Source organism: Anaeromyxobacter sp. Fw109-5 (assembly GCF_000017505.1).
Lineage (GTDB): Bacteria > Myxococcota > Myxococcia > Myxococcales > Anaeromyxobacteraceae > Anaeromyxobacter.
On sequence record NC_009675.1, the window covers coordinates 1,721,115 to 1,736,417 of the forward strand.

12 protein-coding genes are annotated in these 15,303 nt (G+C 72.5%); 11 read left to right on the top strand and 1 reads right to left on the bottom strand.

Translation table 11 applies throughout. From position 1 onward, the window contains the following. Positions 1-16 precede the first annotated feature (16 nt). From miaB to ANAE109_RS07745, 5 genes are all read left to right on the top strand, one after another. On the top strand, positions 17-1,399 hold the full coding sequence (gene miaB / locus ANAE109_RS07725; protein WP_011985830.1) for a tRNA (N6-isopentenyl adenosine(37)-C2)-methylthiotransferase MiaB: 1,383 nt from the start codon (positions 17-19) through the stop codon (positions 1,397-1,399). Beyond that, entirely contained in the window at positions 1,396-1,794 is a 399-nt protein-coding gene (locus tag ANAE109_RS07730; protein WP_011985831.1) for a VanZ family protein, read from the top strand. The genes miaB and ANAE109_RS07730 overlap by 4 nt, the downstream gene beginning before the upstream one ends. Then, a complete protein-coding gene (locus ANAE109_RS07735) occupies positions 1,794-2,321 on the top strand; it encodes a gamma carbonic anhydrase family protein (RefSeq protein WP_011985832.1) in 528 nt (175 codons plus the stop codon). The genes ANAE109_RS07730 and ANAE109_RS07735 overlap by 1 nt, the downstream gene beginning before the upstream one ends. After that, on the top strand, positions 2,318-2,779 hold the full coding sequence (locus ANAE109_RS07740) for a cyclic nucleotide-binding domain-containing protein (RefSeq protein ID WP_011985833.1): 462 nt from the start codon (positions 2,318-2,320) through the stop codon (positions 2,777-2,779). Before ANAE109_RS07735 ends, ANAE109_RS07740 begins: the two co-directional genes overlap by 4 nt. A gap of 163 nt (positions 2,780-2,942) precedes the next feature. Then, entirely contained in the window at positions 2,943-3,623 is a 681-nt protein-coding gene (locus tag ANAE109_RS07745; RefSeq protein ID WP_011985834.1) for a DedA family protein, read from the top strand. Positions 3,624-3,666: 43 nt separating this feature from the next. Here ANAE109_RS07745 and ANAE109_RS07750 read toward each other — a convergent pair whose 3' ends face one another. Next, positions 3,667-5,946, bottom strand: coding sequence for a TIGR02266 family protein (locus tag ANAE109_RS07750; protein WP_011985835.1), 2,280 nt, complete (start codon positions 5,944-5,946; stop codon positions 3,667-3,669). A gap of 229 nt (positions 5,947-6,175) precedes the next feature. Here ANAE109_RS07750 and guaB point away from each other — a divergent pair, with 229 nt between their 5' ends. The 6 genes from guaB to ANAE109_RS07780 all read left to right on the top strand — a co-directional run bounded on the left by guaB (position 6,176) and on the right by ANAE109_RS07780 (position 15,257). Continuing rightward, on the top strand, positions 6,176-7,639 hold the full coding sequence (guaB, locus tag ANAE109_RS07755; RefSeq protein WP_011985836.1) for an IMP dehydrogenase: 1,464 nt from the start codon (positions 6,176-6,178) through the stop codon (positions 7,637-7,639). A gap of 184 nt (positions 7,640-7,823) precedes the next feature. Next, on the top strand, positions 7,824-9,380 hold the full coding sequence (gene guaA / locus ANAE109_RS07760) for a glutamine-hydrolyzing GMP synthase (RefSeq protein WP_011985837.1): 1,557 nt from the start codon (positions 7,824-7,826) through the stop codon (positions 9,378-9,380). 115 nt (positions 9,381-9,495) lie between these two features. Further along, complete coding sequence (locus ANAE109_RS07765; RefSeq protein WP_011985838.1) at positions 9,496-11,316, top strand: vWA domain-containing protein; 1,821 nt, start codon at positions 9,496-9,498, stop codon at positions 11,314-11,316. After that, entirely contained in the window at positions 11,313-12,524 is a 1,212-nt protein-coding gene (locus ANAE109_RS07770) for a hypothetical protein (protein WP_011985839.1), read from the top strand. Before ANAE109_RS07765 ends, ANAE109_RS07770 begins: the two co-directional genes overlap by 4 nt. A gap of 145 nt (positions 12,525-12,669) precedes the next feature. After that, positions 12,670-13,443, top strand: coding sequence for a tetratricopeptide repeat protein (locus tag ANAE109_RS07775; RefSeq protein ID WP_049768540.1), 774 nt, complete (start codon positions 12,670-12,672; stop codon positions 13,441-13,443). After that, positions 13,440-15,257, top strand: coding sequence for a long-chain fatty acid--CoA ligase (locus ANAE109_RS07780; RefSeq protein WP_011985841.1), 1,818 nt, complete (start codon positions 13,440-13,442; stop codon positions 15,255-15,257). The genes ANAE109_RS07775 and ANAE109_RS07780 overlap by 4 nt, the downstream gene beginning before the upstream one ends. The last annotated feature ends 46 nt before the right edge of the window (positions 15,258-15,303 follow it).

Consider the following 15,303-nt stretch of genomic DNA (forward strand, 5'->3'; position numbering starts at 1 on the left):
TTAGGTTCCGCCGGCCGTGACCGACCTCGTCTCGCTGTCGCCCAAGCCCGCTTCCGCGCCCGGCACCCGCCCGGCCGCCGCCCGCAAGGTCTACGTCCACACCTTCGGCTGCCAGATGAACGCGTCGGACTCCGACCGGATGATCGAGCTGCTCGGCCGCCACGCCTTCGCGCGCGCGGAGACCCCGGACGACGCAGATCTCATCCTCCTCAACACCTGCGCCGTGCGCGAGAAGGCGGAGCAGAAGCTCCTCTCCGCCCTCGGGCGCTACCGCGAGGTGAAGGCGCGGCGCGGCGCGCTCATCGCGGTGTCGGGCTGCGTCGCGCAGCAGGAGAAGGATCGGCTCCTCGCGCGCGTCCCGTACGTGGACTTCGTGTTCGGGCCCGACAACATCGGGAAGCTGCCGGAGATGGTCGCCCGCGCCGAGCGCGAGCGGTTCGCCGAGACCGGCTGGATGGACTCGCAGGATTACGTCTTCCCGCAGGCCGATCCCGAGGCCGCGCGCGGCCGCCCGACCGCCTTCGTCACCGCGATGAAGGGCTGCGACAACGTCTGCGCGTTCTGCATCGTCCCGCACACCCGCGGCCGCGAGGTGTCGCGCGCCTTCCCCGAGATCGTGGCCGAGTGCGCCTCGCTCGCCGAGGTGGGGGTGCGGGAGGTCACCCTCATCGGCCAGAACGTCAACTCCTACGCCGGCGGCTGCACCTTCGCGGAGCTGCTCCGGCGCGTCGCCGCCGTCCCGGGGATCGCGCGGATCCGCTTCACCACGAGCCACCCGCACGATCTCTCGGACGCGCTCGTCGCGGTGTTCCGCGACGAGCCGAAGGTGATGCCCCACTTCCACCTGCCGGTGCAGTCCGGCTCGGACGCGGTGCTCGCCCGCATGCGCCGCGACTACACGGTGGCGGAGTACCTCGACCGCTTCGACCGCCTGCGCGCGGCGCGCCCGGGCATCGCGATCACCACCGACTTCATCGTCGGCTTCCCCGGCGAGGGGGAGGCGGACTTCGAGGGCTCGCTGGCGCTCCTCGAGCGCGCGCGCTTCGAGCAGAGCTTCAGCTTCCTCTTCAGCCCGCGCCCGAAGACCGTGGCGAACCTGCGGCTCGGCACCGCGCCGGAGTGGCAGGAGATCCCGAGGGCCGTGGCGGTGGAGCGCCTCGAGCGGCTCCAGGCGGCGCAGCGGCGGATCGCCGCGGCGGCCCTCGCGGCCGAGCTGGGCAAGGTCGTCGAGGTCCTCGTCGAGGGCGCCTCCGACGAGCCAGGCGAGCGGCTCGGCCGGACGCCCGAGAACCGCGTCGTGCACCTCGCCGCGGACGAGGCGGGGGCGCCGACCGGCGCGCTCGTGCGCGCCCGGATCACCCGCGCGGGCGGCAGCTCTCTGTCCGGAACGCCGGCGTGACCAACCGCACGCGCACGGCGCTCCTCGCCTCGGCTGCGACCGCCTGGGCCGCGCTCATCTTCTGGGCCTCGTCTCAGCCGAACCCCTTTCCCCAGCTGCCGCGCGGCCTCTTCGACCACGACAAGCTCCTGCACGCGAGCGCCTACGCGGTGCTCGGCGCGCTCGTCCGCGGCGCGCTCGGCGGCGCCCGGCTCCGGCCCTGGATGGCGCTCGCGGCGACCGTGGCGGTGGGCACCGCTTACGGCGCCTCGGACGAGCTCCACCAGGCCTTCGTGCCCAACCGCTCGGCCGATCCGGGGGACCTCGCGGCCGACGCGCTCGGCGCCGCCGCGGGCGCGGCGGTGGCTTCCCTCATCTTGCGGCGTGTGGGGGCGCGGGCTAGCATCCGCGGCTGATGCCCATCATCGCGCCGTACGCCGGGCGGGCGCCCCGCCTGCACGCGTCCGTGTTCGTGGCGGAGAACGCGGTCGTGGTCGGCGACGTGGAGGTGGGCGAGGGCTCCTCCATCTGGTTCGGGACGGTCGTCCGCGGTGACGTGAACCACGTCCGCATCGGCGCGCGCACGAACCTCCAGGACCTCACCGTGGTCCACGTCACCACGGCCACGCACCCGACGGTGATCGGCGACGACGTGACCGTCGGTCATCGCGCGGTGCTGCACGGCTGCACCATCCGCGACCGCTGCCTCGTCGGGATCGGCGCCATCGTGATGGACGGGGCGGTCGTCGGGCCGGACGCGATGGTCGGCGCCGGCGCGCTGGTCGCGCCCGGGACCGTCGTCCCGCCCGGCACGCTGGTGCTGGGATCGCCCGCGAAGCCGCGGCGGGAGCTGACGCCCGAGGAGCTTGCGTTCCTCCGAACGTCGGCGGAGCGGTACGCCGGATACGCCGCCCGCCATCGCGGCGGAGGGGGTGGGGCATGACGGCGTTCGAGGCGCTGAAGCGCACGGCCCTGTTCGGCGACTTCACCGAGACCGGCCTCAGGATCTTCGCGGGCATCGCGGTGGAGAAGGCCATCCCCGCCGGCACCCCGCTGTTCGTCGAGAACATGGTCGGCGAGTCGCTCTTCATCGTGAAGTCGGGCACGGTGCGCATCACGCAGCGCACCGCGGAGGGCGAGAAGGAGCTCGCCGTGGTGGGCGCCGGCGAGCACCTGGGCGAGCTCGCGCTGCTCGGCCGGAGCGTGCGGCTCGTGTCCGCGGTCGCCGCCACCGCCTGCGAGGTGCTGGAGCTCACGCAGCGCGACTTCGTCCGCCTCCAGCCTCAGAAGCCGCAGGCCTGCCTCAAGCTGGCGCTCGCCATCGCGAGCGACCTCGCCACGAAGGTCACCGAGAATCGGGACACGCTGCGGGAGCTCGCGGCGCGGGCCCGATCCGGCTAGGTGCCGATCGCTCCCTCGGCCGTCTCTCCGCGCGACGGCGGGAAGGGCCGGCGTGCGCCCTTCGTTCCTCGTCCGGGGTCCACGCGCCGCGAGCGCGGAAGCTGCGCTGAGCGCGTGACGCGCCGGGCGGTTTCGAGGTAATTCGAGGGGGACGAGACACCGGATGCTCGAACGCCTGGTCGCTATCCTGGGAGGCCACTCCCTCCACGTCGGGTACGGCGTCGTGTTCCTCATCCTGCTGCTCTGCGGCTTCGGCCTGCCCATGCCCGAGGACATCGTCCTCGTGACCGGCGGGGTGCTGGCCTGGTTCGCCTCCGACCTGAGCCACGCCACCTTCTCCGGGATGATCCGAGATCGGGGCTTCCTCACGATGGTGCTGGTCGGGCTCGCCGGCATCCTGGCGGGGGACTCGGTCATCTTCATGGCGGGCCGGCGCTACGGCGCGCGGGTGGCGGACTTCCGGCCCCTGCGCCGCATCATCACGCCGGAGAAGCTGCAGCTCGTGGAGCGGAAGATCCGCACGCGCGGCAACGTGGTCGTGCTGTTCGCGCGGTTCCTGCCCGGCCTGCGCGCCCCCACGTTCTTCACCGTCGGGCACGCCCGGATGCCGTACTGGGAGTTCCTGCTCTTCGACGGCGTCGCCGCGCTCGTCTCCGCGCCGCTGTGGGTGTGCGTCGGCTTCTGGTTCGGCTCGGACCTGCACGCGGCGGCCCGCGTCGCGGCGCGGTTCTCGAACTACATCCTGATCGGCGTCGCCGTCGTGATCGTCGCCTTGGTGTTCCGCTGGGCGCAAGGGCGTCGCGGCGCCCCGCCCGCCCTCGCGTCCGAGGCGGAGCGGGAGTGACCGGACCGACCGGACGCTGAAGCGAGGCGCCCAGGCCGCCGGGTCAGCGCGCCTCGGTGCGCCTCCCGAAGAGCTTCCGCAGGAGCCCGCCGAGCGCGCCGGTGGAGGTGGGGACGGGGTCCTCGTCGCCGCCGGCGGCAGCCGCGGCGGCCTGGAGCCGCGCCGCCGGATCCGGCGCGGGGAAGTTGCCGGTCTCCGCCTTCGCCGCCTCCGCGCCGCCGCCCTGCTCGAGCTTGCGGCGCGCCGCCGCCGCGCCCTCGCGCGCCGACATCACCGCCCGCACCTCGCGGCCGGTGTTGAGCTCGCGGGCGGTCACGGTGAGGAGGCACTCCGCGCCGAGCTCGAAGCCGACGGCGATCTTCACCATGCCGCGCGGGCCCGGCGGCAGCCCCTCGAGCCGCAGGGTCCCGAGGTACTCGCACTCGGCCGCGGCCCCGCTCTCGCCCTGGAACACGGCGAGCTCGAACTCCGTCTGGCCGTCCCGCGTCGTGGAGAGGCCGTACTGCTTGCGCGCCGGCAGCGGGGTGTTCCGCTCGATGATCTTCTTCACCCGCCCGCCCGGCAGCCCGATCCCGATCGACATGGGCAGCACGTCGATGAGGACCACGCCCTCCGCGGAGCCGAGCGAGTGGGCGAGCAGCGCCGCGCCGATGGCCACCGCCTCGTCCGGGTGGACGGCGTGCGACGGCGCCCGGCCGAAGAACGCGGCCACCTTCTCGTGCACGAGCGGCATCCGCGACTGGCCGCCGACGAGGAGCACCTCGTCGATGTCCTTCGTCCCGAGCCCCTTGGCGAGCAGCACCTCCCGGCAGACGTCCAGGGTCCGGTCCACGAGCGGCGCCGCCAGGGCGACGAGCTCGTCGCGCGTCAGCAGCGCCTCGAGGCCGACCGGCTCGCCGTCGCGCAGCGCGAGGTACGGGAGGCTGACCGGGTACTCGGACCGCTCGGAGAGGGCGCACTTCGCGCGCTCCGCCGCGTCCACCACGCGCGAGAGCGCGACCCGGTCCTCGCCCGGGAACGGGGCGCCCGTCGTCTCCTCCCAGCGGGCGAGGAGCCGATCGACGATGCGGTTGTCGAAGTCCACCCCTCCGAGGAAGGTGTCGCCCCCGGTGGACACGACCTCGTAGACGTTGTCGGAGAGCTCGAGCACCGAGGCGTCGAAGGTGCCGCCGCCGAGGTCGTAGACGAGGACCCGCTGGTTGAGGTGGCGCCCGTACGCGTACGCGAGGGCGGCCGCGGTCGGCTCGTTCAGGATGCGCTCGACCTGCAGGCCCGCGAGCGCCGCCGCGTGGCGCACGGCGGCGCGCTGGCGCTCGTTGTAGTAGGCGGGCACCGTGATGACGGCCCGGTTCACCTCCTCGCGGAGGTGGTTCTGCGCCACGTCGCGGACCTCGCGCAGCACGAGCGCGGAGATCTGCTCGAGCGTGACGGTCTCCTCGCCGAGCCGCACCGCCGCGACGCCGTCGTCGCCCGGCACGATCTCGTACGGGAACTTCGCGCGGATCTCCTGGACGACCGGCGTGTCCCAGGCCCGGCCGATGAGCCGCTTCGCGCCCGAGACGGTGGCCTTCGGGTTCGTGAGGAGCTGCGCCTTGGCGAGGTGCCCGACCACCACGCGGTGGCGCGCGTTGAGCGCGACGATCGAGGGGACGGTGTTGTGGCCCTCGCGGGAGGGGATCACGTACGGGCGGCCGTCCTTCACGACGGCGGCGCAGGAGTTGGTCGTGCCGAGGTCGATCCCCACGATGGCGCGCGAGGGGCGGGCGACCGGCTGCGGCGTGGCGGGCAGGCCCAGCTCCACGCGCGCCGGTCCGGCCGCGACCTGCTCGACGCGGTGGGGCGCGGCGAGCTCCGCCTGCGCCGGCGCGGGGGCGGGCGTCGCCCGCGGCGACGGGGCCCGCGTCGGGGCCGGCGTTCCGTCGGGGCGGGCGGCGATGGGGGCCGGCGCGACCACGCCGGGGGCGAGGCCCCGGCGCTCCTTCAGCTCCACCATCCGCTCGACCAGCGCGCGCGAGGCGTCGTCGAGCCTCGTGAACTGGATGCCCATCCCGGGCGCGCGCCGAGGGTGGGCGGCGGGGGCCTCGGCCTGGATCCAGCGGACCACGCCCTCGCCGCGGATGGCGGCCTCGCCGCCGGCGAGCCGGAGCTCGAGGTGGAGCGGCGTGCCGACCGGCTTCGGGTCGCGCGTCCGGATGAAGACGCCGCCGCGGGAGATGTTCACCGCGAAGCGCTCGACGAGCTCGTCGATCGTGCCGTAGGAGAGCCGGACCGCGAGCCCCACCGGCCTCCGGCCGCCGCCGCGCTTGTCGTTCGGTCCCTCCACCGCTCGCGATTATCCCTTCGCGGCGGACGGGCGGGCAAGCGCGGGCTCGCCACGCGCACGCCGGCGATGTGGGCCGGCGCGCACCCGGCGCCGCCGAGCTCCGCAGGGCGGCGCGCCCGGCCCGCGCACCGGGGCTCCGACGGCCGCGGCACGGGCCCGGGGACGCACGGGATTCCGCAGCGGTGACGGGCGCCTTGACCGGTTCGAGCGCGCTCGATTATACGTCCGCATGCTCAACCGCGACGACCTCCGCCTCGCGCTGACGTTCGACGACGTCCTGCTCCTCCCGTCGGAGTCGGACGTCCTCCCGAAGGCGGTGGAGACGTCGACCCGCCTCTCCCGGAACATCCAGATCAACATCCCGATCGTCTCGTCGGCGATGGACACCGTCACCGAGGCCCGGATGGCGATCGCCATGGCGTCGGTGGGCGGCCTCGGCTTCGTCCACAAGAACCTCACGGTCGAGCAGCAGGCGGCCGAGGTCCACAAGGTCAAGAAGTACGAGTCGGCGGTGGTGGGGGATCCGATCACGATCGAGCCGAACGCGCCGATCCACCGCGCCGTGGCGCTCATGCGCGAGAACGGCATCAGCGGGATCCCGGTCGTCCAGAAGGGCCGCCTCGTCGGCATCCTCACGAACCGCGACCTCCGCTTCGAGAAGAACCTCGAGCAGCGGGTGGAGCAGGTGATGACGCGGGAGCTCGTCACGGCCCGCGAGGGCGTGACGATCGAGGAGGCGAAGGATCTGCTGCACCGGCACCGCATCGAGAAGCTCCTCGTCGTGAACGAGGCCTTCGAGCTGCGGGGGCTCATCACCATCAAGGACATCGAGAAGATCCAGAAGCACCCGAACGCCGCGAAGGACAAGCTCGGCCGGCTCCTCTGCGGCGCCGCCGTGGGCGTGGGCGCCGACCGCGAGCAGCGGATCCAGGCGCTCCTCAAGGCGGGCGCGGACGTGATCGCCATCGACACCGCCCACGGCGCGCACCGCGACGTCGTCGAGGCGGTGCGGGCGACCAAGGCGAACTTCCGGAACGTCGAGCTCGTCGCGGGCAACGTCGCCACGGCGGAGGCGGCCGAGGCCCTCTGCAAGGCGGGGGTCGACGCGGTGAAGGTCGGGGTCGGCCCCGGGTCGATCTGCACGACCCGCGTGGTCTCCGGCGTGGGCGTCCCGCAGATCACCGCGGTGGACGACTGCGCGCGCGCCGCGGAGAAGTACGGCGTGCCGGTGATCTCCGACGGCGGCGTGAAGTTCTCCGGCGACCTCGTGAAGGCCCTCGCCGCCGGCGGGTCCTCCGTCATGATCGGCTCGCTGCTCGCCGGCACCGAGGAGGCCCCCGGCGAGGTGATCCTGTACCAGGGGCGCAGCTACAAGTCGTACCGCGGCATGGGCTCGCTCGGGGCGATGAAGCAGGGCTCCAAGGACCGCTACTTCCAGGCGGAGGTGTCCGAGGCCGACAAGCTCGTGCCGGAGGGCATCGAGGGGCGGGTGCCGTACAAGGGCACCGTCGAGATGACCCTCTTCCAGCTCGTGGGCGGGCTCCGCAGCGGCATGGGCTACCTCGGCTGCAAGTCGATCGCCGAGCTGCGGGTGAAGCCGCGCTTCGTCCGCATCTCCGCCGCCGGCCTGCGCGAGAGCCACGTGCACGACGTGATCATCGAGAAGGAAGCGCCGAACTACCGGGCGGACTGAACCCGGTCGACGGCACCGCTCGCCCTTCGACAGGCTCAGGGCGACCGGATCACCCGTGCCCCCCGGGAACGCGCAGGAGCGAGCGGATCACCCGTTGCGCCCGGGGGAGCCGCGCAGGAACGAGCGGATCACCCGATGCCCCGGGGAGCGCGGGGCGACGGATTGGCATTCGACGGAGGCCGGGTTGGACATCCACGCAGAGAAGATCCTCATCCTCGACTTCGGCTCGCAGTACACGCAGCTCATCGCGCGGCGGCTGCGGGAGCTCGGCGTCTACTGCGAGATCCACCCCTGCACGATGACGCCCGAGGCGATGCGCGCGTTCGCGCCGCGGGGCGTCGTGCTCTCCGGCGGCCCGGCGTCGGTGCTGGCCGAGGGGAGCCCGCGCGCCGACCGGCTCGTCTTCGAGCTCGGCGTCCCGGTGCTCGGCATCTGCTACGGCCTGCAGCTCCTCGCGCACGAGCTGGGCGGGCGGGTGGACAAGGCCGCCCACCGCGAGTACGGGCCCGCGACCATCGAGACGCGGGAGGACGCGGAGCTGTTCGAGGGCCTGCCGCGGCGGCTCGACGTCTGGATGAGCCACGGCGACCGCGTGGAGAAGCTGCCGCCGGGCTTCGAGCCCATCGCCTCCACTCCGTCCGCGCCCTTCGCCGCGGTCGAGGACCGCCGCCGCCGCTTCTTCGGCGTGCAGTTCCACCCGGAGGTGGTCCACACGCCGCTCGGCAAGGACGTCCTCCGGAACTTCGCCTACCGCGTGTGCGGCTGCTCCGGCAGCTGGTCGATGCGCGCCTACGCCGAGATCGCCGTGGAGCAGATCCGCGCCCAGGTGAAGGACGGGCACGTCATCTGCGCCCTCTCCGGCGGGGTGGACTCCGCCGTCGCGGCGCTGCTCGTCCACCGCGCCATCGGGGACCGGCTGCGCTGCATCTTCGTGGACAACGGGGTGCTGCGCGCCGGGGAGCGCGCCCAGGTCGAGGAGGTCTTCGGCGGCATGTTCCACCTGCCCCTCGTGACCGTGGACGCCTCCGCGCGCTTCCTCGCGAGGCTCGCGGGCGTCACCGATCCCGAGCAGAAGCGGAAGATCATCGGCCGCGAGTTCATCGCCGTCTTCGAGGAGCAGGTGGAGGACCTCGCCGCGCACGGCGAGCGCGCCCAGTTCCTGGTGCAGGGCACGCTCTACCCCGACGTCATCGAGTCCGTCTCCTTCAAGGGCCCCTCCGCCACCATCAAGAGCCACCACAACGTCGGCGGCCTGCCCGAGGTGATGAAGCTCGGCCTCGTGGAGCCCCTGCGGGAGCTCTTCAAGGACGAGGTGCGCCGGCTCGGCCTCGAGCTCGGGCTGCCCCAGCACATCGTGCAGCGCCAGCCGTTCCCCGGCCCGGGGCTCGCCATCCGCGTGCTCGGCGAGGTCACCGAGGAGCGGCTCGCCCTGCTCCGCAAGGCCGACACGATCGTGCAGGAGGAGATCCGCGCCGCCGGGCTCTACGAGAAGCTCTGGCAGGCGTTCGCCGTGCTCCTCCCGGTGCGGAGCGTCGGCGTCATGGGCGACGAGCGCACCTACGAGGCCACGTGCGCCGTCCGCGCCATCGAGTCCACCGACGGGATGACCGGGGACTGGGCGCGCCTGCCGTACGAGCTCCTCGGCCGGATGTCGTCGCGCATCATCAACGAGGTCCGCGGCATCAACCGCGTGGTGTACGACATCTCTTCCAAGCCGCCCGCCACCATCGAGTGGGAGTAGCGCCCGGGGAGCGGCCGGAGCGCATGTGGCCGGTGTAGGCCCGCGGTCGCCCGCTTCCTTAGTTTGCCGGCCGGCGGGGGAGGGCTATCATCCCGCCGGATCGGAGGCTTCCACGATGGCGCGATCGTCCGCGGTCCGCGCGCTCGCCCCGCTTGCAATGCTCGCGGTGGTCGGGTGCCAGGACTACAACTTCAACCCTGTCGGCCACTGTCTCGTCCAGCCCGGCAACGAGCGCGTGACGCTCTCGGATCTGTCGTCGGCGGACATCTTGTTCGTCGTGGACGACTCGGGATCGATGGGCGCAGAGCAGGCGAAGCTCGCGGCGAACTTCTCCGCGTTCATCAACAACCTCGACGCCTCGAACGCCAACCGCGTCGCCTCGGGCCTCTCGCCGATCGACTTCCACATCGCGGTGACGACGACGTCGGTCTACTGGAACGCGAACTTCGCGAGCTCGTTCGCGTACACGTGCCAGGCGGGCGTGTGCCGGAACAGCGCCGGGGAGGCGCTCCTCGATACCGGGAACCAGCCGGTCACGTGCGACCGCGTGGGGAGCGTCCTTCCGGACCAGGCGAACACCTCCGGAGTCGCGGGGTGCGGGTCCACCTTCGATCGCAGCTACGACTTCACCGGCTGCGCGCAGGCGAACGGCGTCCCGATCGCAGAGGTCCCTCCCGCCGTCGCCGGGGTGGCAGCGCACCTCGCGGCCTATCCGCGCGGCGACTTCGTCTCCTGGAACGGGAACCCCCGCGTCCTCCACTTCGACAAGGAGCTCTACGGACCCACCGGCCGGAACAGGCAGGGGTTCACGCGAGAGCAGCTCATCAACTTCTTCGTCGGCTCCGGCACGAACGGCGGCAACATCGTCGTGGGGACCTGCGGGTCAGGTGAGGAGCAGGCGCTCCAGGCCGCCCGGCTCGCGCTCCAGAAGGCGCTCGACGGCAAGCAGAAGGACACGTACACCATCGCCGGGCAGCCGGCGTGGGACGCGACGACCCGCACCGCCTCGGCGACCGCCGAGTGGCCGCGGCCGAACTCGAAGCTCGTGATCGCCTTCGTCGGCGACGAGGACGACTGCTCGTCGCCGGACGACGCGAGCGCCGGGATCGTGATGCGCGCCGATGACACGGGCGCCGACGCCTGCGTGCGCGACTGGCAGTCGACGGATCCCGCGCGAAAGAAGCAGTTCCCGGTCGGAGAGCTCGTGGACTACCTCGCGGGCCTCGGCCGGCAGCTCGGCGCCGCGTTCATCTTCCCGGCCGAGCAGACGTCGTGCTCCGGCACGAGCTGCACCCCCGGTCTCTGCTGCCAGGAGAACTGCCCCACCGCGGGCGTCTGCACGCAGAGCATCAACCCGGCGAACTACTGCGGCGCGCAGGCTCCGGGCCACCGGCTCTACGACGCGGCGAACCAGCTCCGGAACAGGGGGGCAGACGTCATCGCCGGCTCCGTCTGCGACGGCGACTTCGCGACGCTGCTGAACGAGCTCGCGGAGATCGTGAAGCCGCCCGCCGGGCTCACGCTGCCGACCCAGCCGGCGGAGGGGCAGATCACGTTGCTGCGCATCGCCGCCAGGAACGGGCAGACGCGCAAGACCTGCAACGGCCCGGCGCCCGCGGGCACCACGCTCGACGCCGCGCGGGCCAGCTATGACTGGTGGTTCACGGCCGGCCGCGAGGTCAGCGCCCCCGTCGAGGTCTCGCAGAACGTCTACATCAACCAGGGCACCGGCAACTGCGTGGCCGACGCCGGCGAGACCTACTCGGCGGACTACATCGCGCTGAACCCGCCGAGCGGGTGCACGACCCGGGACGACTGCCAGCGGGTCCTCGGCGGTCGGCCGGAGAACTGGGGCTGCTACACGCCGCCGGGCACCGGCCGCGGCACGTGCGTCTGCTGCGAGGCCGGCTCGACGGCGCCGGAGTGCCAGCCGTGAGCCGCCGCCCGCTGCGCGTCACGCTCCTCGCCGCGCTCGCGCTCGCCTGCGAGTCGGTGCCCACGGACGCGGTGACGCGCTGCGAGGCGACCCGCGTCGTGCCCGCCGCGGTGAAGACGGACATCCTCTTCGTCATCGACGACTCCGGCTCGATGGACGAGGAGCAGGCGAACCTCCGCGACAACCTCGACGCGTTCATCGACGCGCTCGTCGCCGCTCCGATCGCGAACGAGTTCCAGATCGGCGTGACCAACACCTCGGTCGAGGCCTACAACACCGGGACGTCGTATCCGAAGGACACGCCGGCCCAGTACAAGCCGTACCCGGCCGGCGCGCTCATCGCCATCCGCCAGACCGCGCCCGGCGTGGCCAACCCGGGCGACATCCTCTGGACGGCGACCGACGGGTTCACCGGCCCGCGCATCCTGACGGCGGCGTCCCCCTCGCTGGTGGAAGACTTCAAGGCGAACGTGCGGGTCGGCACGTACGGCGCCGGCAAGGAGCAGCCGTTCCGGGCCACGCGCCTCGCGCTCACCGACCGCGTCGCCGACGGCGTCAACGCGGGGTTCCTCCGGCCGGGCGCCCGGCTCGCCGTGGTGTTCGTCTCCGACGAGGACGACTGCACCGACACCGCTGCGCCCTTCGCGACCAGCGACTCCCAGTGCCATGACGCCGCGTTCAAGGACGCGAGCCTCGACGCCGTGGACGACTTCGTCGACTTCCTGCGGGGGACGATCGACGGCGAGCGCCGCGAGGTGACCGTCGCCTCGATCGTCGGCGTGGACGCGGCCACCGGCGATCCGTCCTGCCTCACGTGCGCCAACACGGCGTGCGGGACGGCCTACGACGGCGCGGTCCGCTTCAGCCAGCTGGCGGAGCGCCTCGGCACGCTCCGCACCCGGACCGGCTCCATCTGCGACCCGAGCTTCCGGAGCATCCTGGAGGACATCGCCGGCCTGCTCGTCGCCCAGTCCCTGCCGCTCGACGGCACGCCCGCGGACTGGCGGATGCTCGCCGTCGCGGTGGATCGCGACGGGGTGGAGACCATCCCCTGCCCGGTGGCGCTCGAGGAGAGCGCCGACGCGCTCACGGCCGGCGCCGTCTATACGCCTCCCCTCGAGGGGCGTCCGGCGGCCCTGACCTTCCAGAATGACTGCCGGCTCCAGCAGGGGGATCGGGTCCAGGTGCAGGTGGTCTGCGCCGGTTGAGCCGTTCCGGTCGTCCCGCGCCGGCGCCCGTCAGCGACGCTCGGAGGGGTCGCTCACCCCGGCCGTGCCGGAGACCGATCACCATTCGTGAATGGCTCCGTCCGGAGCCTGCGCGGGCGCGCGCGCGTGTGCAAGAACACGTTTCATGCTCGCCGCGCTCGCCCTCGGCCTCGCCGCCGCGCTCGCCTCGTCGGCCGGCACCCGTGGGGATGACGCGCCGCGGCAGGGCGTGGCCGCCTTGCTCGCCCGGGCGGATGCAGCCTACGAGCGGCGCGCCGACCCGCGAGAGCTGGCTGCGGTCGGCACCGCGCTCGCAGAGGGCGAGCGGCTCGCCCCCGACGATTACGAGGTGCTCTGGCGGCTCGCGCGCCTGCAGTTCTGGCTCGCAGACGACCCGTCCCTGCGCGACGAGGAGAAGAGCCGGATCGGCAAGCGCGGATGGGAGTACGGCGAGCGGGCCATCCGGGCGAACCCCGCCCGCGTCGAGGGGTGGCACTACTCGGCGGCGGGCATGGGCAACTACGCGCTCGGGATCGGGATCTGGCGCGCCCTCCGCGAGGGGATCGAGAAGAAGTTCAAGGACCGGCTCTCGCGGGCGGAGAAGATCGACGCGGACTTCGAGCACGGCGCGATCCAGACCGCCTGGGGCCGGTTCTGGTACGAGCTGCCGTGGCCCAAGCACGACGACCGCAAGTCGGAGCGCGCCCTGAAGGTCGCGCTCGAGAAGAACCCCGACAACGTCCGGGCCCACGTGTACCTCGCCGACACCTACCGGAAGCAGGGGCGACGGGGAGAGGCGCGCGAGCAGCTCGAGATGGCTGCCGGAGGGAAGCCCGGACGCTATGACGAGGCGGAGGAGCGCCGGTGGCAGGAGATCGCCCGCCGCAAGCTCGCCGACCAGCAAGGAGGAGCACGATGATCGCCGAGGCCGAGCTGCTGAGGAAGGGCGCGACCGCCGCGCGCAACCTGGTCGCGCTGTTCGAGTCGCAGGCGCAGGTGCGCGCCGAGCGGACGGCGGTGAAGATGAAGCGCGAGGGGCGCTGGCAGGACGTCTCGTGGGCCGACGTCGCCCGGCGCGCGCGCGACGTGTCGGACGGGCTCGCGGCGATCGGGCTGCGGCCCGGCGACCGCGTGGCGATCATCGGCGAGACCAACCTCGAGTGGATCCTGGCCGACCTCGGCGTCCTCGGCGCCGCAGGGATCACGGTCACGATCTACCAGTCGAACAAGCCGGCGGAGTTCCAGTACATCCTGGCGGACGCGGGCGCGCGCTTCGTCTTCTGCGACACCGACGTGCAGGTGGCCAAGATCCGCGAGGTGCGCGGCAAGCTCCCCGCGCTCGAGGGGATCATCCGCGCGACCGGCACCGCGGCGGATCCGTTCGAGCGAACGCTCGCGGACCTGGAGCGGGCGGGCGCGGAGTGGCGGCGCGCGAACCCCGACGCGCACGCCGCAAGGGTCGCGGCCCTGGGGCCCGACGATCCGGCGAGCTTCATCTACACCTCGGGCACGACCGGCAACCCGAAGGGCGTCGTGCTCACGCACGGCAACTGGGTCTACGAGGGCTACGCGGTCGAGCAGATCGATCTCATCGGCCCGAACGACCTCGTCCTCATGTTCCTGCCGATGGCCCACTCGTTCGCGAAGGTCATCGAGGCGGTCTGGTTCGCCACCGGCGCGACCTGCGCGTTCGTGGAGTCGCTGGAGAAGATCCTCGACAACGCCTCGGAGGTGAGGCCGACGGTGATGCCGTCGGTGCCGCGCATCTTCGAGAAGGCCTACAACACGGTCGTCTCGAAGGGCCTCTCCACCCCCGGGCTCAAGGGCAAGCTGTTCCAGCTCGCCATGGAGAGCTTCGACCAGTACGCCACCGCCGCGGATCAGGGCAAGCCCTACTCGTCGTTCGGGTTCCTCGTCGGGAAGAAGCTGGTGTTCCCGAAGCTCACCCACGCGCTCAACGAGCGCTTCGGCGGACGCATGCGCCTCTTCGTCTCCGGCGGCGCGCCGCTCTCGCCGAAGATCGCGCACTTCTTCGACGTGCTCGGGTTCACCATCCTGGAGGGGTACGGCCTCACCGAGTCCTCGGCGGGCACGTTCGTGAACCGTCCGGGGCGCAACCGGATCGGGACCGTCGGGCCCCCGGTGCCGGGGACGGAGGTTCGCATCGCCGAGGACGGCGAGGTCCTCCTGAGGGGCGGCGGGGTGATGAAGGGCTACTACAACGCCCCGGAGGCCACCGCCGAGGTGCTGAAGGACGGGTGGCTCTACACGGGGGACATCGGCTACCTCGACGAGGCGGGGCACCTCAAGATCACCGACCGCAAGAAGGACATCATCGTCACCGCGGGCGGGAAGAACGTCGCCCCGCAGAACCTCGAGAACGAGCTCAAGACGGAGCCGCTCATCTCGCAGGTGATGGTGCACGGCGACAAGCGGAAGTTCCTCTCCGCGATCGTCACCTTGAACGAGGAGAACGCCCGCAAATGGGCCACGGACAGCGGGGTCCCCGCGGGCGCGGCGCTCCACGAGGCGCCCCAGGTGCGCGCCCAGATCCAGAAGGCCATCGACGCGCTCAACGCGAAGCAGGCGAGCTACTCGACGATCAAGAGGTTCGCGATCGTGCCGAGGGACTTCACCCAGGAGTCGGGCGAGCTGACGCCCACGCTCAAGGTCAAGCGGAAGGTCGTCACGCAGAACTACCGAACCCTCCTCGACTCGTTCTACGCGGAGTAGCCAGGCCGTCCCCCGCCGGGCGCTCGCGCGCGCGTGGGGCCTCTGC